This window comes from Hyphomonas neptunium ATCC 15444 (assembly GCF_000013025.1).
GTDB lineage: Bacteria > Pseudomonadota > Alphaproteobacteria > Caulobacterales > Hyphomonadaceae > Hyphomonas > Hyphomonas neptunia.
Genome location: NC_008358.1, coordinates 2,342,901 through 2,361,316 on the forward strand (window position 1 = coordinate 2,342,901; position 18,416 = coordinate 2,361,316).

Genomic DNA, 18,416 nt, shown 5'->3' on the forward strand with positions numbered 1-18,416 from the left:
TAGCATGGGAGGGTTAACGCGTCTTTAGAAAAGGCCGCTGCCCTGGCCGTCAATGCTCGCGAATAACCGCCAGAACGGGCAATCCCGTCGTGCGTTCCAGCGCGCCCGGCGTCGCAAATCCGTGCCGGCTGAGCGCATGGGCGAGCCCTGCAACAAAGGCCGCAAAGGCGGCCAGCAGAAAGGCCACCAGCGCCGCAGGCACGCGCCAGCTTTCACCGCGGCGCGGAACCTGCGCGTCCTCCAGAAGCCGCACATCGCCAGCCCCTTCGCGCGCCAGTTCACTGCGGGCGCGGGCCTGCGCTGCGCGGGCGCCAAAGCCGCGCGCAGCCTCTGCCGCCACGTCACGCCGCCGCTGCAACTCTGCAAGGCCGGGCGCGAGTTCCCGCAATCTCTGGTCCCGCGCTTCAATACTGGCAATCTGCGCATGCAAATCCGCCTGCTGACGGCTCGCCGCCTGCACCTCGGCCTCCAGCCGCGCTATGGCCGCCTGTACCTCCTGATACAGAGGGTCAGGTCCACGGCGCACCGTTGCGGCAGTTTGATCCTGCGAGGCGAGCAGGCCTTCAATCCGCGCGATGCGATTATCGAGATCGCGCAGCGCAAGCGAATTGGGCGCGAGGCGTGCGCGCAGCTCTGCCCGCTGAACATAGAGTTCCTGCAGGCGCTGACGCGACGTGTCTTCCTCATACAGCGTCTGATCAGGGCTCAGCGTGGTCAGTTTCTGACGATAGCTGGCAAGTTCCGCCTCCCGCTGCGCCTTACGCGCCGTCGCGGCCATCAGCTCCAGATTGGCGGCTTCGTAGAGGCGCTGATTGGCGCCGGCGCCGGTTTCCAGTCCGCTTAGGCCATTTTGAGAGAGATAGGTCTGGATCGCTGCTTCTGCGTCGCCCACTTCCCGTTCAAAGCGTTCCCGCTGGGCGCCAAAACTCAAGGCAGGCTCCTCACCCAGCACAGCCGGGCGGTAATCGAGATAGGCGCGTGTCAGGGCGTTGAGCAGTTCCGCCGCAATGGCGGGCTCTGAATGGCTCAGTCTCAGGCTCACTGCGCCGCCACCCGGCGCGATCCAGGTTTCGAGGCTCGCGCCGACCAGCTCGGCGCCAATACGTTCGCAATCCTTCACGCTGCACTGCGCGGCAAGCGCCGGATAGGCCCGCGCGAGGGTCACCTTGCCCAGCGCGGCGCGCGCCACCACGGGGCTGCGCACCAGTTCGATCTCGGACTGCGCAAGGTTTTCTGCGCTGCCTCCGGCCCGCTCCGCCGCTGGCGAAACCAACAGCCGGGCGGTTGCGGTATATTTTACGGGCAGCATCAACGCCGCAAACAGTCCCAGCGCAAACAGCGGCAGAAACACCAGCAGCATCAGCCATTTCGCCCGCCACAGATGCACCAGCACATCTGCCACACCCAAGCGCGGACGCAGGCGCACAGGCGCCGCCCTGGCTACAGGCTGGCCGGCATCGGCTGGGGACATAGGCTCGCGCCGCTCCTTGCGGGTACTCAACCTGTCATGAATGGCACGGCGCGTTTTATATTTCCTTAAGCATCAGGGGACTGGCCCCGCGTGCCGCCTTGCCCATATAGACCATCAGCTTCCTGCTTTCCGCGTCAGGCCGCCCCCTATCGGGCCCCTGCCACTTCTGGCAAAATATCCTCATGACCCAATATTTCGAACCGATCCCCTACCCGCTCTGGCACACCGACAAGGCAGGCTTTGCCGAAAAGCTCGGAAAGTCCTTCCGGGAAACCGGCTTTGCCGTCATCACCGGCCATCCGATCCAGCAGCCCGTGATCGATGACAACCTTGCGGCCACCAAGGCGTTCTTCGCCCTGCCTGAAGCGGCCAAGGAAACCTACCATGACGCGCCCGGCGGCCGTCAGCGGGGGTACACGCCCTTCGGAACAGAAAACGCCAAGGGTCAGGCGCAGGCAGACCTCAAGGAATTCTGGCACACCGGGCGCGACCTGCCGCCAGGTTCCCCCTACCGCGCCACAATGAAAGACACGCCCAGCGTCTCTGAAGTGGCCGATTTCGACCGCGCCACCCATACCCTCTACACGGCGCTGGATGATTTCGGCGCTGACCTGCTCAAAGGTGTGGCGCTGCATCTGAACCTTCCCGAGGACTGGTTTGCCGACAAGGTGAACTTCGGCAACTCGATCCTGCGCCTTCTGCATTATCCGCCGCAGATGAACCCGCCACCGGAAGGCTCGGTCCGCGCCGGCGCGCATGAAGACATCAACGTCATCACCCTGCTGCTGGGCGCAGAGGAAGCCGGTCTCGAAGTGAAACACCGCTCGGGCAAATGGCTGGCGGTGAACCCGCCGCCGGGCGCCCTGGTCATAAATTGCGGCGACATGCTCCAGCGTTATACCGGCGGCGTGCTGCCTTCGACGACGCACCGCGTCGTCAATCCCGCGCCGGAACGCGCCCGCTTCCCGCGCTATTCGACGCCCTTCTTCCTTCACTTCAATCAGGATTTCATGATTGAAGCCCTGCCCGGCTGCCTCGCCGAAGGCGGCAAGGCCCAGCCACCGATCACAGCGCAGGACTTCCTGATGGAGCGCCTGCGCGAGATCGGGCTGGTCAAAGAGCGCAGTTAACCCTGCTCTACCTCTCGTTACCGGCCATGCCCGCTGGCACGGAAGTTGACTGTCTCCAGATGGCCTGAGCCAATCTGGGAGCCACGATCATGCCAGCCATGGGAATTTGTGAGTGGATCGCCGCCGGCCGCGCCATCGCTGAGGGTCAGCTGACGCGGTATGCCGAAAAGGCACACTTTACGGATGAGTTTGAACAGTCCCTGCGCGAGATGACCGGCGCAAAGCACGCCCTGGCGGTCACCTCCGGCACTGGCGCGCTGATCGCCGCGCTCGCCGCAGCCGGCATCGGACCGGGCGACGAAGTACTCGTCCCCGCCTACACTTGGATGGCCACAGCGACTGCGCCCGTGATGGTCGGCGCTGTGCCGATCCTCGTGGACATCAACGAGACCCTGACGATCGACCCCGAAGACATCGAGCGGAAGATCACCCCCTACACCCGCGCCATCATCCCCGTGCACATGGGCAACGCCCCCTGCGACATGGACGCGATCATGGCGATCGCCAAGAAGCACGGCCTGATCGTCATCGAAGACGCCTGCCAGTCGGTCGGCGTAACCTATAAAGGCCGCGCCCTCGGCTCCATTGGCCATCTGGGCGCCCTCAGCTTCAACAAGATGAAAAACCTCAACATCGGCGAAGGCGGCGCGGTCCTCACCAGCGACGACCAGTATTTCGCCCGCGCCCGCTCTTACCATGATCTGGGCGCCATGATCCGCGGCCATGAAGACCGCTACAACGAACCCGCCTTCATCGGCGTCAACATGAAGGTCAACGAGATCCAGAGCGCCATGGCGCAGGTGCAGCTTCGCAAGGTGCTCCCGATGCTGGAGCGTCAACGCAGGCGCCGCGCCTCCCTGGCACCGATCCTCGCGCGCAGCTCGCAGTTCCAGGTCACGCCCCACAACGACGCGGAAAGCGCCATCAGCCTCACCGTGCTCGCGCCCACCAGGGAAGCCGCCATTGCCCTAGAAGACCGCAAAGGCATCTGGAACCGGCTGCGCGACAACTCCAAGCACATCTACACCAACTGGGAACCGATCTTCGCCAAGCGTACCTTCCATCCCAAGATGAACCCCTGGGCCTGGGCGAAGCGCGAAATCACCTATACGCCCGACATGTGCGCCCGCACGCTCGATATTCTCGAGCGCACCTGCGTCGTGAACCTCGGCCTCAAATATCCTACTTGCGTGATGCGCCGCGTCGCCAAGGGGCTCGCTGTCTGAGCGCGCGCTCCAAAGGTTTGCTATACAAAAAGCCCGGCCGCACAGAATGAGGCCGGGCTTCGTTATTTAATCTCTATACGAATTATTTGGATTCGTAAGTACGTGCGACTTCATCAAACAGCCGCACCCCATATCCAACAGCGCCTTTGGGATCGACAGCATTGCCGGCATTCTGCCAGGCAACCCCGGCAATATCGAGATGCACGAACGGCGTCTCTTCCTTGGCCCATTCCATCACAAAGGCTGCGCCAACCGATGCGCCCGGCGCGCCTTCACCACCATTTTTCAGGTCTGCCACATCGCTATTGAGCGCCTTGCGCGAATTGGGGTGAACCGGCATCCGCCAAAGCGCTTCACCCGAGCTCTCCGCCGCGGCCAGGAAAGTTCCGGCCAGCTTGTCATCCTTCGTAAACAGGCCAGCATAATCTGGCCCGAGCGCGCCGACCACGGCGCCGGTCAGCGTCGCGATCGTTACCGCCATCTTGGGCTTGTACTGCTCCTGCGCCCACCACAGGCCATCTGCCAGCACAAGCCGCCCTTCGGCATCCGTGCTCATGATCTCGATCGTCTTGCCACTCATGGATGTCAGCACATCGCCGGGACGGATCGCATTTCCGTCCGGCATGTTTTCGGCCAGGGCCAGGACGGCAACCGCATTCAGCTTTGCCTCGCGCTTTGCAAGCGTCAGGACGGCGCCCGCCGAGGCTGCCGCGCCGGACATATCCATCCGCATACGCCACATATTCGCGCTCGGCTTGATAGAGATGCCGCCCGTGTCGAATGTGATCCCTTTGCCGACAAAGGCCAGCGGCGCGTCGCCCGCTGCGCCACCCTTGTATTCAACCGCCACCAGGCGCGGCGGGCGGGCTGAGCCCTGCCCGGTGCCATACAGCGCGCCCATGCCGAGCGCCTCGATCTGCGTCTCGTCCAGCACGGTCACCGATACATTCGGTACACCGTCAAACTTTGCGACAACCTGATCTGCAAACCAGGCAGGTGTTTTGATGTTGGACGGCGTGGAGATCAGGTCGCGCGCAAAATAAACGCCTTCCGCGACCGCGCGGGCGTTGCTTTCCCAGGCGCGCCGCGCCGCGCCTGCATCGGGCGCGAGGAAGGTCAGTGTCACGGTTGGCTCGGTTGCCGCTGCAGGCTCGCTGCGCCATTTTCCAAAATCATACGCGCCCAGCATCGCGCCTTGCGCCGCAATGGCTGCGTCATGGGTTACATCTGCTGCATCCGGCACAACCACGGTCACATTGGCTTTCCAGGCAGACGTGCCCTTGCCGACCGTGGCGCCGTAGGTCTGCATATCTGTTGCGCTTTTCAGGCCCGCGCCCGTGCCCACCAGCAGGACGCCGCTATAGGGGCCAACGCCATAAAGCGTCAGGGTCTGACCCGCTTCGCCCTTGAAACTTGCCATGGTGATCGCCTCGGCAATCGCCCCTTTGGCGGCGCGGTCAGCATCTCTCGACAGCCCCTCAAGCGCGCCGTCCTTGCCCACGGGCAGCACGACCGCGCCCTTGTTGGGACGCTCTGCCTTGGCAAATTCAATGGCGGGAAGATCCGCGGCGGCGGGCAGTGCCAGCGCCAGTACGGATACAGCTGCGGTGAACCATGTTTTCATGGGAGCCCCTTCTTTGTTTCAATATTACATTTGCCTCGGAAAAATCTGCCCGGATGTCCAGCCTTTTCGAGGCAAGATCTCTGCAGATTCCGGTCACAAAGGATTGAAACCGGACTCAGCCGACGAGGAAAGCCTTGAGCGCGGGGCCATCATCGAAAGCATGATCCGGCCTGGCGGCTTTGAGCGCATCAATCGGCGCAAACCCCCAACTGACCGCCACGCAGCAGATGCCCACTTCGCGCGCCGCATCAATGTCGCGGATCTCATCGCCCACTGCCAGCGTCCGCGCGGGGTCGGCCTTCAGCCGTTTCATCACATCACGAAAATGCTTCGCCTTGCCGAACATGCCTGCGCCACAGCTCCAGGCAGAAATCCGTGAACTGATCTCTGGCCCCAGCGCCCGGCGCACGACCGCCTCGGCGTTCGATGAAACAACCGCCACCGGAATGCCCTTCGCCATCACAGCGTCCAGCAGGTCCAACGTGCCCTCAAACAGTGGAAACGCTTCGGCCGCGCGGGCCCGCTTCCGGGCATAGACCGCAATCATCGGCAGCTTCCAACCCGGAATGCCCAACGACGACATCACCTCCCGCGGCGGATGCCCCCGCATTGCCTCCTGTTCCTCATGGCTGGGAAGCCGAAACCGGAACTTCTGAGACAACTCCGGCAAAAGCGCACGAAAGAAGCTCACGCTGTCCGCCAACGTGCCATCAAAGTCGAAGATGATGAGGTCAGGTTTGGTCTGCATACGGGATTATATAAGCCCCGCGAGAGGTGAACTCGGGTCAGCATAACGCTTCTTCGGCATCCGCCCGGCCAGATACGCCTCGCGCCCCGCAATCACGGCATGCTTCATCGCGCGGGCCATCCGCACCGGGTCTTTCGCCTGCGCGATGGCCGTGTTCATCAACACGCCGTCACATCCAAGCTCCATGGCAATCGCTGCGTCCGATGCCGTCCCCACGCCCGCGTCCACAATCACCGGCACACGCGCGGCCTCAATGATCAGCCGGATGTTCACCGGGTTCATGATCCCGAGGCCGGACCCGATCAGCGACCCGAGCGGCATGATCGCCACGCAGCCCGCCTCTTCGAGCAGGCGCGCATAAACCGGATCATCCGAACAATAGACCATCACCTCGAAGCCATCCTTGATGAGGGCTTCGGCCGCCTTCAGCGTCTCGGGCATGTTCGGATAAAGCGTCTTCTGGTCGGCCAGCACTTCCAGCTTCACCAGGTTCCAGCCGCCCGCCTCGCGCGCCAGGCGCAAGGTGCGCACGGCCTCATCGGCCGTATAGCAACCGGCAGTGTTGGGCAGGAAGGTGAACTCCTCAGGCGTCACATGATCGGTCAGACGCGGCTCATTCGGATTCGAAAGATTCACCCGGCGCAAGGCCACGGTCACGATCTCGGCCCCGGCGGCGCGCGCCGCATCGGCGTTCTGCTCATAGGAGGCATATTTGCCGGTGCCCACGATCAGGCGCGAGGCATAGGTCTTTCCGGCGATGACCAGCGGATCATCAACGGGGCTCTGGGAGGCGGTGTCGGGCACGGGAGGTGTCTCCTGACTGAAACTTGAAAAACGGCCGCAAGGCCTGCGTGGTTGGAGTTTTCTTGGAGGATTTCGGCCCCTCGTTGGAGGAATCGTTGGAGTTTTTTTGGAGTTTTTTCGCCCCTTATCCCCCACCCACGAATTGCACGATTTCCAGCCGGTCCCCCTCGGTCAGCACCGTCATGGCATGCTCGGACTTCGGCACGATCTCGAGATTGCGCTCAACCGCGACGCTGCGCGGGTCACGCCCTGTCTCGCCGGCAATCCGGTGGATAAGCTGCGCAATCGTCGTGCCGGGGGCGATCTCGAGCGCCGCTCCGTTCAGTGTGATCTGCATCACCAAAATTCCCTGACTGTTGCCCTCTTGCCACGCTGGCCGTTACAGCGCAAACGAAGGCGCATGTCGAAACCGGTATATGTCCTCGGCGGGCCGAACCTCAACCTTTTGGGTACGCGCGAGCCGGAAATCTACGGGCGGGATACGCTCGAGGATATCCACGCCCGACTCAGGGCGCTCGCTGGCGACGTGGCAATTGTCGCGCGCCAGACGAATTCTGAAGGTGAGCTCGTGTCCTGGGTGCAGGAGGCTGCCCGAGACGGGCGGGCTCTGATCCTCAACGCAGCCGCCTACACACACACGTCGATTGCGCTGCATGACGCCTTGAAAACATTGAAAATTCCACTAATCGAAGTTCACCTGTCGAACCCCGCTGCGCGCGAAGCTTTCCGGCATGTGAATTACGTTGCGCCTGTTGCAGTTGGTACAATTGCCGGGCTAGGTGCCTATGGTTATGAACTCGCGCTGAGCGCGGCCCTGAGGCTATCGGGAGAGGCTAGGAGCTAAATATGAGTACTGCCAAGAACAAGCTGGACACGGGCCTGATCCGCGAACTGGCGGCCATCCTGCGGGAAGCCGACCTGGGTGAGCTGGAGGTCGAACATGAAGGCCTCCGCGTCCGGGTTTCAAAACCGCTGGCCCCAACCATTATGCAGGCAGCTGCTGCCGCGCCTGCGCCCGCTGCGGCCCCGGCTGTCGCAGCCATCGCCGCGCCTGCTGCGGCCCCCGCAGCTGCGGCTGCATCAGACAACGCCGTAAAATCTCCAATGGTGGGAACGGTTTACCTTTCCCCCGACCCGAGCTCAAAGGCTTACATCACCCTGGGTGACAAGGTGAAGAAGGGCGACACGCTCATGCTCATCGAAGCCATGAAGACGTTCAATCCCGTCGAAGCCGACCGCGCAGGCACTGTGAAGGCGATCTATGTCGATAACGCTCAGCCGGTCGAATACGGCGAAGCGCTGGTCCTGATCGAGTAACATGACGGCCCCACGTCCCATCCAGAAGGTCCTGATCGCCAATCGTGGTGAAATCGCTCTGCGAATCCACCGCGCCTGCAAGGAAATGGGCCTCTCCACCGTCGTCGTTCACTCCGAGGCGGACCGTGATGCCATGGCGGTGCGCCTGGCTGACGAAAGCGTCTGCATCGGCCCGGCGCCCTCTTCAGAGAGCTATCTGAAGAAGTCGCGCATCCTGGCCGCTGCCGAAATCACCGGCGCCGACGCGATCCATCCCGGCTACGGCTTCCTCTCGGAAAACGCCCAGTTCGCCGAAATGGTCGAAGCCCACGGCATCGCTTTTATCGGCCCCACGGCCGAGCATATCCGCGTCATGGGCGACAAGATCGCCGCCAAACAGGCCATGATCGAAGCTGGCGTGCCCTGCGTTCCCGGCTCTGATGGCGCGGTCGAATCAATCGCCGACGCCAAGAAGGCTGCCAAAAAGATCGGGTTCCCGATCCTTGTTAAGGCCTCCGCAGGCGGCGGCGGACGCGGCATGAAACTCGCGATGACCGAGGCAGACCTCGAAAACGCGATAAAAACGGCAAAGACCGAGTCCAAGGCCGCATTTGGCGATGACGCCGTCTATCTGGAAAAATATCTTCAGGGTCCGCGCCATATCGAGATCCAGGTGATCGCCGACACGCACGGAAACGTCGCCCACCTCTGGGAACGGGACTGTTCCCTGCAGCGCCGCAACCAGAAAGTCTTCGAAGAGGCGCCCTCGCCCGCGCTCAACCAGGTGCAGCGCGAGGAAATCGGCGGCATCGTCGCCCGCGCCATGCAGAAATTGGGGTATCGCGGCGCCGGAACGATCGAGTTCCTCTATGAAGACGGCCGCTTCTATTTCATCGAAATGAACACCCGTCTTCAGGTCGAACACCCGGTCACCGAGATGATCACGGGGATCGACCTTGTGCGCGAACAGATCCGCATTGCCGATGGCAAGGCGCTCTCCTTCCGCCAGGAAGATGTGATGCTGGTCGGCCACGCCATCGAATGCCGCATCAATGCCGAGCATCCGGAAACCTTCGTGCCATCGCCGGGTCTCATCACCGAGTTCCATGCGCCGGGCGGCCCGGATGTGCGCCTCGATAGCGCCGCCTATGCCGGATACCGCATCCCGCCGCATTACGACTCGCTGATCGGCAAGCTGATCGTCCACGGGCGCACCCGCCGCGAATGCCTGATGCGCCTGAAGCGCGCCCTACAGGAAATGGTGGTGGGCGGCGTCCACACGACGCTCGATCTGCATCGCCGCCTTGTGGAAAACGATGACGTTCAGGCCGGGGATTACAACATCCACTGGCTCGAAAAGTTCCTGGCCGAGAACAAGCTGCCGGCGGGCGAATAGCCCGCCCGGCATCCCGCCACATTTACAGCCTGCGCGGCGCAACCCATATCTTTGGTCATGTCAGCCCGCTTCGGACCAGAAGACCTGCTCGCCTGCTATCGCCGGGGCGTATTTCCGATGGCCGATTCGCGGGACGATCCCCGGCTGTTCCTCGTTGATCCGGACTTCAGGGGCATTCTTCCCCTTGACGCATTCCACATCCCCAAACGCCTGAAGCGCCGCGTCTGCCAGGACCCGTATCGCGTTAGCTTCGATACCGCCTTCACCCGCGTCGTCGAAGCCTGCGGCGAGCCGCACGACAACCGGCCAAACACCTGGATCAACTCCCCCATCGTGAACCTCTACAGCGCATTGCACCGGCAAGGCTTCGCCCACTCGGTAGAGTGCTGGGACGGGGATCAATTGGTAGGCGGGCTCTATGGCGTGTCCCTGGGCGGCGCCTTTTTCGGCGAGAGCATGTTCTCCCGTGCGACGGACGCGTCAAAGATCGCCCTCGTCCACCTTGCCGCCCGTCTGATCGACCGGGGCTATGTGCTGCTGGACGCGCAATTCCACAATCCGCATCTCACCCAGTTCGGCCTGATCGAAATCAGCCGTGACGCTTTCAAAGCGCGCCTGAAAGCCGCCCTCAAAGTGGGAGCAGATTTTCATGGCGGCTCTGACGGGCCAGCGCCCGATCAATCTATAGGGATGTCTTCGTCCGGCGGTGTTTCGGACTCGGTCACGCCTGCGGGCATGTCCTCATACAGCGGCTCTTCGCTTTCCGGAATGATCGCGCGCTCAGGCAGCTTCACCGGATCGGGCGCCGTGCAGCGAATAACCCAGATGTCGTAGACGGGATGCTCCAGCGCATTCAGGCCGGGCGAGGACGCATACATCCAGCCCGAAAACAGGATCGGGCTATCGGCTTCAGACGGCGGCACATCCTTGGCCGCGACAGCAGCTTCCATCGTCTCGACAGCCACAGGCTGGGTCGAGGCAATCCGCAAAAAGGCAGCACTTTCAGGTACTTCCTCAGGCGGCGCCTGATAGCAGGCTTTCAGATCAACTCGCAGCGACCCGTATACGACCGGCTCGCCGACCTTCACGACAATATCTGTCGAACGCCCGGTAATCTTGTCCAGCGCGCGCAGCGTCGCTTCATTCTTCTGGGCCATCGTGCTGGCCGAAGCCGGCAACGCAGCCAGAACCGAAAGACTGGCCAAGGCAAGGAAGCGCGCAGCGGTCTTCATTCAACGGTTTCCTCGGCAGGCACTTCTTCTTCGGGTTCATCGGTCAGGCCGTAATCATCGTCCATGGCCGGAGAAGCGCTGCTGCTGCTGTCCCCGCCACCGCCGCTGCCCGACGCGAAGGAGGCAAACAGGGTCAGCAGATCAACGCTGCCGCGCGTGTACATGATTTCGCCAGTGCCATCCTGCGCAATGGTGTCAAAACCCGCGCCAGGTTCCAGCGCGATGTAGGCGCCGCCGAGCAGGCCATCTGTGGAAATCCGGGCATCGGTATCGTCCGGCAGCGCCCATTTCGAATCGAGTGCCAGCTTGAGAACCGCCTCAAACGTCTCCGGATCGCCGTCGATAGACTTCACAACGCCGGCCTTTACGCCCGCAATGCGCACGTCTGAGCCGCGCGAAATACCCGACACGCTGTTGAAGCGGGCGGTCACCTCATACTGATTGGCACTGACGCTTGCGGCATCGCCGCCGCGTGCCAGAGCGAACCAGAGGAAGAAGCCGGCAACGCCGATAACAATCGCGCCGATCAAGGTCTCAAAGATAGATTCACGCATCCGGGTTCCAAGCCTCGTAATCAGAGTCTGAGCGTTGGCGCTGCCCTTTGCTGGACATCGCGCCTTTGGGCTTCACGGCATACGGCGTGCCGGTCATGTTCGGTGTGTGATCGGTTTCCCAATCCCGGCGCTCAAGCGGCATCTTGGTCGGCGGCGCGTCCAGCGTGTGGTGCAGCCAGCCATGCCAGTCCGCAGGCACTTTGGAGGGCTCAGCCAGGCCATGATACATCACATACCGGCGGCGGCGGCCTTCCAGAGACGGTTTGCGCTCTTCGAAATAGCGGTTGCCATACTCGTCGGTGCCAACAAAGCCCGAGCGGCGTTTGATGTCGAAGGCGGCGCCGATCGTGTTTCCGCTCCACCAAGTGAATATCTGCTTCAGCATCTCAGGCTTTCCTGACTGGGTTTGATGGCCGCAATATGGCGATGCCAATATGGCGATCATGGGCGATTAATCCATCCATGACGGGCAGGCAATGCGCCCTGCGCGCGCGGGCCCTGCTGTTGCGGGCGTTCGGCTGCTGTGTGTGCCTCAAAAGCGGTTGCCGCGAGGGGGGCAAGCAGGCACCCTGACCGGGAGTGATTCGGCAGGAGGCACGGGACAGATGGCAGCAAAATCGCATGCGGAAATCCTGGAAGCAGCAGAAGCGGACGGGCTCGTCTCCCGCGAAGTGCGGATGCGGGACATTTCCCGGTCAGCCGGCCGCGCCCTTCAGCCGCTGACACCCGCCGCCCTGGAACAGGTTCGCGCGGCCTGGTCTGCCGCAAATCTGCTCGGTGTATCCCAGCTTGCGACCGCCGAAATGCTCGAGCGCCTCGGCGAAGCGCCCCGCAATGCCGAACTGGCCGAAGCCATCGCCGCTGGTCTGCCACAGGATGTGCTGGAAGAGGCGCTCCGCCAGCCTGGCGGCATCCAGAAAACCGCCGCCGCCCTGCGCGCCGCTGCCGTCAGCACACCTTCACCTCGCCCCGGCATGTTCGAGACGGGCCATCTCGATGGCGTCCTCAGCGACGCGCTCGATGCGCTGCTCGACGAAGGCGCGGAAATCCACCTTGCTCGCGCGCCGCTGCCTGATGCCGCCACCCGTTGCCGCGTGATCGATGTCGCCACCGCTATTGGACCGGGGGGCCTTGAGGCCGACTATCTCATTTCTTCCGCCGACGCGGCGGGTCGCGCTCTGTCCGATGGTGTGCTGGTCATCGCCGGCCTCGGCGCCGCTGTCATGTCCCTCGGGCTCGATTATGCCTCCGAGACGGGCATTGGCGCCGGTGCTGCCCTGACCGCCCTGGTCCGGTCCGCTGCGACCGGCGCGGCCTTCCCGGCAGCCCACGCGCGCATTCTTGGCCTGGAAGCGGTGAAGGCCGGCGGGCGCCGCGCCTGCCAGGTCGCCATCCTGCCCCTCATGGATCTCGCCAATATTCTGCCGGACTGCGAAAGCGAAGGCGCCGCGCCGGTGCGCACCGTGCTCGCCTACGGGGAAGACGCCCCCTCACTTGGCCGCGCAGCCCGCCTCGGCCTCGCGCGCCGGGCACCCGAACAGCTGCCAGTCTTGCTGGGCCGTCTCGCCAGCGCCGGAGAACAGGACCTCGACGCCGCCCTTGGCCGCACAAAGCTGCGCGACCGGGGTTTCAGCGATGATGCCATCGAGCGAGTCACCCGCGCTATCGGCGACGGCCTGCCGCTCAGCGCGGCGTTCTCCCGCTGGGTTCTGGGCGACGAGATCATCAGCAATGATCTGCGTCTGTCGCCGGAGCGGTTTGATTCTGATGGCCGCGCTCTGCTGTCTGCGGTGGGCTTCTCCAAGAAAGACATCGCGGCGGCGGAAGAAGCCATCGATGGCGCCGTCGAGGACATTGCCGGCAAAGGCCTGGCGGCCGCTGGCCTGTCGCTGAGCATTTCGATGGACGCGGAATTGCGGTTCACATCTGCGGCCGCTCGCGCGCTCAATGGCATGGCAATGCTGCGCGTGCCCGCCCAGGAAGGCCTCAACATGGCGGAGGCGGCGATGGCTGCAGGTCTGTCCGTGCTGCTGACCGGCCACCGGACGCCCCCGTCTGAAGACGTGCGGGATCGTATGGAGCAAATCCTCTCGCTGGCGGATGAAATCGCCGAAGAGGCCGACGCCCTGCCCGATCTGCCCGTGCTCACCGACGCGCTGCCGCCCGTCCGCCGCACACGCCTGCCCGATCGCCGCAAAGGCTACATCCAGAAAGCCACGGTTGGCGGCCACAAGGTCTACCTGCACACCGGCGAATTCGACGATGGCAGCCTGGGTGAAATCTTCATCGACATGCACAAGGAAGGCGCCGCCTTCCGCAGCCTGATGAACAACTTTGCCATCTCGGTATCCCTCGGCCTGCAGTATGGCGTACCGCTGGAAGAGTATGCCGATGCCTTCGTCTTCACCCGGTTTGAACCAGCCGGCGAAGTGACCGGGAATGACCGGATCACGAAAGCCACGTCGATCCTCGACTATATCTTCCGCGAACTGGCACTGTCCTATCTGGGCCGGGACGATCTTGCCGAAGCCGATGTCACCCATGACGGCCTTGGCCGGGGCGCGGGCGACGCCACCCGCGGCGCCCAAACCGCCCCGTTCACCACCGAAGCTGCCCAGATCATCTCTCGAGGCTTCTCCCGCGGCCAACTGCCGGACAACATCGTTATTCTGAACAAGCGTCGCGCAGAAAAGGCATCTGAAGAGGCAGAAGACGGCGAGGAAGAGACCATAGATCTCACACCCGCCTATCTGGCCCAGCCTTGCCCCGCCTGTGGCAGCTTTACCCTCTTTGAGGCTTCGCCGGACGGCCATCAGGCCTGCGATACCTGCGGCGAAGAAAGCAGAGCCACTCAATAACCCCAAAGGCGAGCGCGCTGGCCGATTCTGCCCCTCTCAAGGGGAGAATTAACTATGCCGCAGCGTCACACTGTATTGCACGGCGGCAACAGTTACCGGCCTTTTACACTTCTTACTGTTTGTTCAGTTTAGAGTTTTTAGAATTGCCATTATCCAAGTCATATGTTCGCGCCACAAATGCGTCTTATCTCACTGGCCGGTCTCATGGCGGCTGCGTTTGCCAACACGGCACTGGCACAAAGCCAGCCCGTCGCTTGGTCTCCCAGCTATGTCGGTGCCTGTGCTGACTGCGACCTCTCCGGCCGCAACCTCTCCGGATGGACCCTGAACGGCGCAAATTATGCCGGCGCGCGGTTCGATTACGCCTTCATGCGCGGCGTGCGGGCGACCGCCGTCAACATGCAGAGCGCCAATGTTACCGGCGCTGACCTCCGCGGGGCAGACCTGACGAGCGCGCGTTTTGCGGACGCCACATTCAACAATGCCCGCATGCAGGACGTGCTCGCCTCCGGCGCCGATTTCAGCCGTGCGCGGCTGCAGGGCGCAAACCTCGAAAAAGCGCGTCTGATTGGCGTGAATTTCGAAGGGGCCTCTCTCCTGTTTGCGCGCCTCGAAACCGCTGACCTGTCGGGGGCAAACTGCACCGGCACAATTCTGGACCGCGCCAATCTGCGTGGCACCATCTTCGACGGCGCAAACCTGTCGGAAGCCAGCTTCAACGGCGCAGACCTTTCCGGCGCCTCCTTCCGCGATGCGCGGCTGCCTGGCGCAGACCTCTCAGGTGTCACTGGCTCCGAATCGGCAGATTTCGCCGGAGCTTGCGGTTCGCTGTCGACGCGCCTTCCGGCGGATGTGACCCTGCCGCTTTGCGATGCACCGGATTTCATCGGCAAAGACTGAGCGGCCGCTGAATTCTCCACAAAACAAAACCGCCGGGCTGATCACCCGCCGGTTCGTTTTTGGTGTGCGGGCAAGCCTCAGGGCTGCGGCTTGACCACGGGCGCAAGGCGGATGTTCAGCTCTTTCAGCTGGCGTTCATCCACCGGGCTCGGCGCGCCCATCAACAGATCACGCGCCTGCTGGTTCATCGGGAAGAGGATCACGTCGCGCAGCGAGTCGGTTTCGGCCAACAGCATGACGATCCGGTCAACGCCTGGAGCGATGCCGCCATGCGGCGGGGCGCCATAGCGGAATGCGTTGAGCATGCCACCAAACTTCGCCTCAACCACTTCCGGGCCGTAGCCAGCAAGTTCGAAGGCTTTCAGCATCACTTCCGGGCGGTGGTTCCGGATGGCGCCGGAGGAAAGCTCCACGCCGTTACAGACGATGTCGTACTGGAAGGCCTTGAGATCCAGCTGTTTCTCAACCGTATCGGCAGCCAGAAGCGCTTCCATGCCGCCCTGGGGCATCGAGAACGGGTTGTGGCTGAAGTCGACCTTCTTGTTGTCTTCGTCCCACTCATACATCGGGAAATCGACAATCCAGCAGAAGCGGAAGACGCCCGGCTCGATGATGCCGAGTTCCTCGCCCACGCGAATACGCGCCTGGCCTTGCAGCCTGACTGCGGCGGTCTTGTCACCAGCGGAGAAGAAGAGGGCGTCGCCCGCCTTCACGCCGGCTTTTTCGGCCAGAGCGGCCAGAGCGGCCGGCTCGAAGAATTTCGCAATGGGGCCGGTGGCCGTCAGCGCGCCGTTCTCTTCCACAAAGCGCATATAGCCGAGGCCGGGCGCCTGCATTTCCTTCTTCGCCCACGCGTCCATCTTGTCGAAGAACGAGCGCGGCTGGTCGCCGGAGTTCGGCGCGGGAATGGCGCGCACGATGCCGCCGCCGCCGACAATCTTCTTGAACACGGCGAGCGTCACGTCGTCCCGCATCATGATGTCGGAGACATCCGAGCAGAGGATCGGGTTGCGCAGGTCAGGCTTGTCGACGCCGTATTTCAGCATCGCTTCGGCGTAAGGGATGTGCACGAACGGGCCTTCGGCGACCTTGCGGCCCTTGCCTTCCCAGTCTGCAAACTCCTCGAACACACCGCGCATGACGGGCTCGATCGAATTGAACACGTCTTCCTGCGTGACGAAGCTCATCTCGATATCGAGCTGGTAGAATTCACCAGGCGAGCGGTCGGCGCGGGCGTCTTCATCGCGGAAGCAGGGCGCGATCTGGAAATAGCGGTCAAAGCCCGACACCATCAGCAGCTGTTTGAACTGCTGGGGCGCCTGCGGCAGGGCGTAGAACTCGCCGGGGTGCAGGCGGCTGGGCACGAGAAAGTCGCGCGCGCCTTCCGGGCTGGAGGCGGTCAGGATCGGCGTCTGGTACTCGGTGAAGCCTTCAGCCACCATGCGGCGGCGCAGGCTCGCGATGACCTGGCTGCGCAGAACCATGTTCTTGTGCAGCTGCTCGCGGCGCAGGTCCAGATAGCGATGCTTGAGGCGGATTTCCTCAGGATAGGAGTGATCGCCGAACACCGGCATCGGCAGCTCGGCCGCCTCGGACTGGACGGAAACCGCCCCGCCGACGACTTCGATCTCGCCTGTGCCGAGATTCGCATTCACGAGCTCGGCGTCGCGGGCAACAACCTTGCCCTCGACCGTTATGACGCTTTCGGCGCGCAGGCGCTCAACCGTGGCAAAGCCTGGCGAGCCCGGATTGAACACGATCTGGGTGAGGCCATAATGGTCGCGCAGGTCGATGAACATCACCCCGCCATGATCGCGGCGTCGGTGCAGCCAGCCTGAAATCTTTACGGTTTCTCCCACATGGGATTTGCGCAGCTCGCCGCAGGTATGGGTGCGATAGGCATGCATCGGGCGAATTCTCCGGAAAATCGCTTGAGTCAGAAAGAAGCGGCGTAGGGCACAGACCCCCTCGCCTTTGTCAAGTTGGTGCGATAAGCGCTCAGGGGATGACTGACAACACCCTGACCCCCATCACAGAGCAGTCCGCGCTCGAAGATCTGTGCGGCGCGCTCTCCGAATCCGACTTTGTCTGCGTGGACACCGAGTTCCACCGGGAGACGACCTATTGGCCTGAGCTGTGCCTGATCCAGGCGTCTGCGCCGGGCGTGGAGGGTCTGATAGACCCCAGGGCCGAGGATCTCGACATTCGTCCTTTCCTCGATCTGATCGCCTCTGACCGGCAGCTGAAAGTGTTTCACGCCGCCCGGCAGGACATCGAGATTTTCAATCGCCTGATCGGCCATCCGCCGGGTCCGATCTTTGATACCCAGGTCGCGGCCATGGCGCTCGGCTTTGGCGATTCGATATCCTACGACAATCTGATCCAGCGCGTTCTGCGCAAGCATATCGACAAATCCAGCCAGTTTACCGACTGGATGCGCCGCCCGCTCAGCCAGAAACAGCTCGTCTATGCCCTCGGCGATGTCACCCATCTGCGCGATGCCTATCTGAAAATGCGCGATGAGCTGGAAAAAGCCGGCCGCATGAACTGGGTGCGCGAGGAGATGGCCGAGCTTGAAGATCCGGCCACTTACGACACCGACCCCATGAATGCCTGGCAGCGCCTGAAGCTGCGCATGCCCAAGAAAGACTATGCCGCCATCGTGGTCGCCGTCGCCGCCTGGCGCGAGCGCACGGCGCAGGAGCTGGACAAGCCGCGCCGGCGCATCCTCAAGGATGATGCCATCCAGGAAATCGCCGCCCAGAAGCCGCGCAGCGAGGAAGACTTCAACCAGCTGCGCGCGGTGCCCAACGGCTTCATCCGCTCCAAGCACGGGCAAGGCCTGGTCGACGCCATCAAGGAAGCGCTGGCCAATCCGGACGCCTTTGCCCCGGAGCTGACGCGTCCCGTGCAGAATGCCCAGATCCCGGCCGGGGCGCCAGAGCTGCTCAAGGTGCTCCTGAAGCACGTCTCGGACGAAAACAATGTCGTCCCGCGCCTGATCGCCAATTCCAGTGACATCGACCGGATTGCGCGCGGGGAGACCAGCGAAGACATCGCGGCGATGACCGGCTGGCGCTACGACATGTTCGGACAGAAAGCGATTGCGCTGCTCTCCGGCAAGCTGGCCGTGTCCTTCAATGGCGGACAGGTGCGCCTGTTCGACGTTTAGGCCGC

The 18,416-nt window shown here is 62.9% G+C and carries 17 protein-coding genes and 1 pseudogene; 9 read left to right on the forward strand and 9 right to left on the reverse strand.

Annotated elements, in window-relative coordinates; all coding sequences use genetic code 11:
* Positions 1 to 49: 49 nt before the first annotated feature.
* Positions 50 to 1,471 carry a GumC family protein gene (locus HNE_RS11085; RefSeq protein ID WP_011647234.1) on the reverse strand — a complete coding sequence of 474 codons (1,422 nt, stop codon included), beginning with the start codon at positions 1,469 to 1,471 and terminating at the stop codon, positions 50 to 52.
* Positions 1,472 to 1,653: 182 nt separating this feature from the next.
* Here HNE_RS11085 and HNE_RS11090 point away from each other — a divergent pair, with 182 nt between their 5' ends.
* Complete coding sequence (locus HNE_RS11090) at positions 1,654 to 2,601, forward strand: isopenicillin N synthase family dioxygenase (protein WP_011647235.1); 948 nt, start codon at positions 1,654 to 1,656, stop codon at positions 2,599 to 2,601.
* Positions 2,602 to 2,690: 89 nt separating this feature from the next.
* Complete coding sequence (locus tag HNE_RS11095; RefSeq protein WP_011647236.1) at positions 2,691 to 3,827, forward strand: DegT/DnrJ/EryC1/StrS family aminotransferase; 1,137 nt, start codon at positions 2,691 to 2,693, stop codon at positions 3,825 to 3,827.
* A gap of 82 nt (positions 3,828 to 3,909) precedes the next feature.
* On the opposite strand, the gene HNE_RS11100 is transcribed toward HNE_RS11095, so the two are convergent.
* From HNE_RS11100 to thiS, 4 genes are all read right to left on the reverse strand, one after another.
* Positions 3,910 to 5,451 carry a leucyl aminopeptidase gene (locus HNE_RS11100; protein WP_011647237.1) on the reverse strand — a complete coding sequence of 514 codons (1,542 nt, stop codon included), beginning with the start codon at positions 5,449 to 5,451 and terminating at the stop codon, positions 3,910 to 3,912.
* 115 nt (positions 5,452 to 5,566) lie between these two features.
* Positions 5,567 to 6,199, reverse strand: coding sequence for an HAD hydrolase-like protein (locus tag HNE_RS11105; protein ID WP_011647238.1), 633 nt, complete (start codon positions 6,197 to 6,199; stop codon positions 5,567 to 5,569).
* A 6-nt stretch (positions 6,200 to 6,205) separates the two neighbouring features.
* On the reverse strand, positions 6,206 to 7,003 hold the full coding sequence (locus tag HNE_RS11110; RefSeq protein ID WP_011647239.1) for a thiazole synthase: 798 nt from the start codon (positions 7,001 to 7,003) through the stop codon (positions 6,206 to 6,208).
* Positions 7,004 to 7,127: 124 nt separating this feature from the next.
* Positions 7,128 to 7,340 (reverse strand): sulfur carrier protein ThiS, encoded by a 213-nt coding sequence (thiS, locus tag HNE_RS11115; RefSeq protein ID WP_011647240.1) that lies wholly within the window; start codon positions 7,338 to 7,340, stop codon positions 7,128 to 7,130.
* A gap of 63 nt (positions 7,341 to 7,403) precedes the next feature.
* Between thiS and aroQ the strand changes: the two genes are divergently transcribed.
* The 4 genes and pseudogenes from aroQ to aat all read left to right on the forward strand — a co-directional run.
* Positions 7,404 to 7,847 carry a type II 3-dehydroquinate dehydratase gene (gene aroQ / locus HNE_RS11120; RefSeq protein WP_011647241.1) on the forward strand — a complete coding sequence of 148 codons (444 nt, stop codon included), beginning with the start codon at positions 7,404 to 7,406 and terminating at the stop codon, positions 7,845 to 7,847.
* Positions 7,848 to 7,849: 2 nt separating this feature from the next.
* Positions 7,850 to 8,320 carry an acetyl-CoA carboxylase biotin carboxyl carrier protein gene (accB, locus tag HNE_RS11125; protein ID WP_011647242.1) on the forward strand — a complete coding sequence of 157 codons (471 nt, stop codon included), beginning with the start codon at positions 7,850 to 7,852 and terminating at the stop codon, positions 8,318 to 8,320.
* Between the two features lies 1 nt (position 8,321).
* Positions 8,322 to 9,695 carry an acetyl-CoA carboxylase biotin carboxylase subunit gene (gene accC / locus HNE_RS11130; protein WP_011647243.1) on the forward strand — a complete coding sequence of 458 codons (1,374 nt, stop codon included), beginning with the start codon at positions 8,322 to 8,324 and terminating at the stop codon, positions 9,693 to 9,695.
* A gap of 57 nt (positions 9,696 to 9,752) precedes the next feature.
* Positions 9,753 to 10,394: pseudogene (gene aat / locus HNE_RS18395) on the forward strand (leucyl/phenylalanyl-tRNA--protein transferase); the annotation flags it as partial.
* Here the strand turns inward: aat and HNE_RS18400 are convergent.
* Genes HNE_RS18400 through HNE_RS11150 form a run of 3 tightly spaced genes read right to left on the reverse strand, consistent with a single transcriptional unit; the run spans position 10,373 to position 11,866 of the window.
* Complete coding sequence (locus HNE_RS18400; RefSeq protein ID WP_011647245.1) at positions 10,373 to 10,927, reverse strand: DUF2155 domain-containing protein; 555 nt, start codon at positions 10,925 to 10,927, stop codon at positions 10,373 to 10,375. The pseudogene aat and the gene HNE_RS18400 overlap by 22 nt on opposite strands.
* The gene (gene mlaD, locus HNE_RS11145; protein WP_011647246.1) at positions 10,924 to 11,481 is read right to left on the reverse strand and encodes an outer membrane lipid asymmetry maintenance protein MlaD; all 558 of its coding nucleotides are present in this window, start codon (positions 11,479 to 11,481) and stop codon (positions 10,924 to 10,926) included. Before mlaD ends, HNE_RS18400 begins: the two co-directional genes overlap by 4 nt.
* Positions 11,474 to 11,866: an NADH:ubiquinone oxidoreductase subunit NDUFA12 gene (locus HNE_RS11150; RefSeq protein WP_011647247.1), complete on the reverse strand. Its 393-nt coding sequence runs from the start codon at positions 11,864 to 11,866 to the stop codon at positions 11,474 to 11,476. The genes mlaD and HNE_RS11150 overlap by 8 nt, the downstream gene beginning before the upstream one ends.
* Positions 11,867 to 12,086: 220 nt before the next feature.
* Here HNE_RS11150 and HNE_RS18050 point away from each other — a divergent pair, with 220 nt between their 5' ends.
* Together HNE_RS18050 and HNE_RS11160 are read left to right on the forward strand one after the other, a co-directional pair.
* Complete coding sequence (locus HNE_RS18050; RefSeq protein ID WP_011647248.1) at positions 12,087 to 14,339, forward strand: ribonucleoside reductase-like protein; 2,253 nt, start codon at positions 12,087 to 12,089, stop codon at positions 14,337 to 14,339.
* 177 nt (positions 14,340 to 14,516) lie between these two features.
* Positions 14,517 to 15,239 (forward strand): pentapeptide repeat-containing protein, encoded by a 723-nt coding sequence (locus HNE_RS11160; protein ID WP_049755118.1) that lies wholly within the window; start codon positions 14,517 to 14,519, stop codon positions 15,237 to 15,239.
* A 77-nt stretch (positions 15,240 to 15,316) separates the two neighbouring features.
* Here the strand turns inward: HNE_RS11160 and aspS are convergent, their stop codons facing one another.
* Positions 15,317 to 17,146 carry an aspartate--tRNA ligase gene (gene aspS / locus HNE_RS11165; protein WP_011647250.1) on the reverse strand — a complete coding sequence of 610 codons (1,830 nt, stop codon included), beginning with the start codon at positions 17,144 to 17,146 and terminating at the stop codon, positions 15,317 to 15,319.
* Positions 17,147 to 17,244: 98 nt separating this feature from the next.
* On the opposite strand from aspS, the gene rnd reads away from it, so the two are divergent.
* Positions 17,245 to 18,411, forward strand: coding sequence for a ribonuclease D (rnd, locus tag HNE_RS11170; protein WP_011647251.1), 1,167 nt, complete (start codon positions 17,245 to 17,247; stop codon positions 18,409 to 18,411).
* The last annotated feature ends 5 nt before the right edge of the window (positions 18,412 to 18,416 follow it).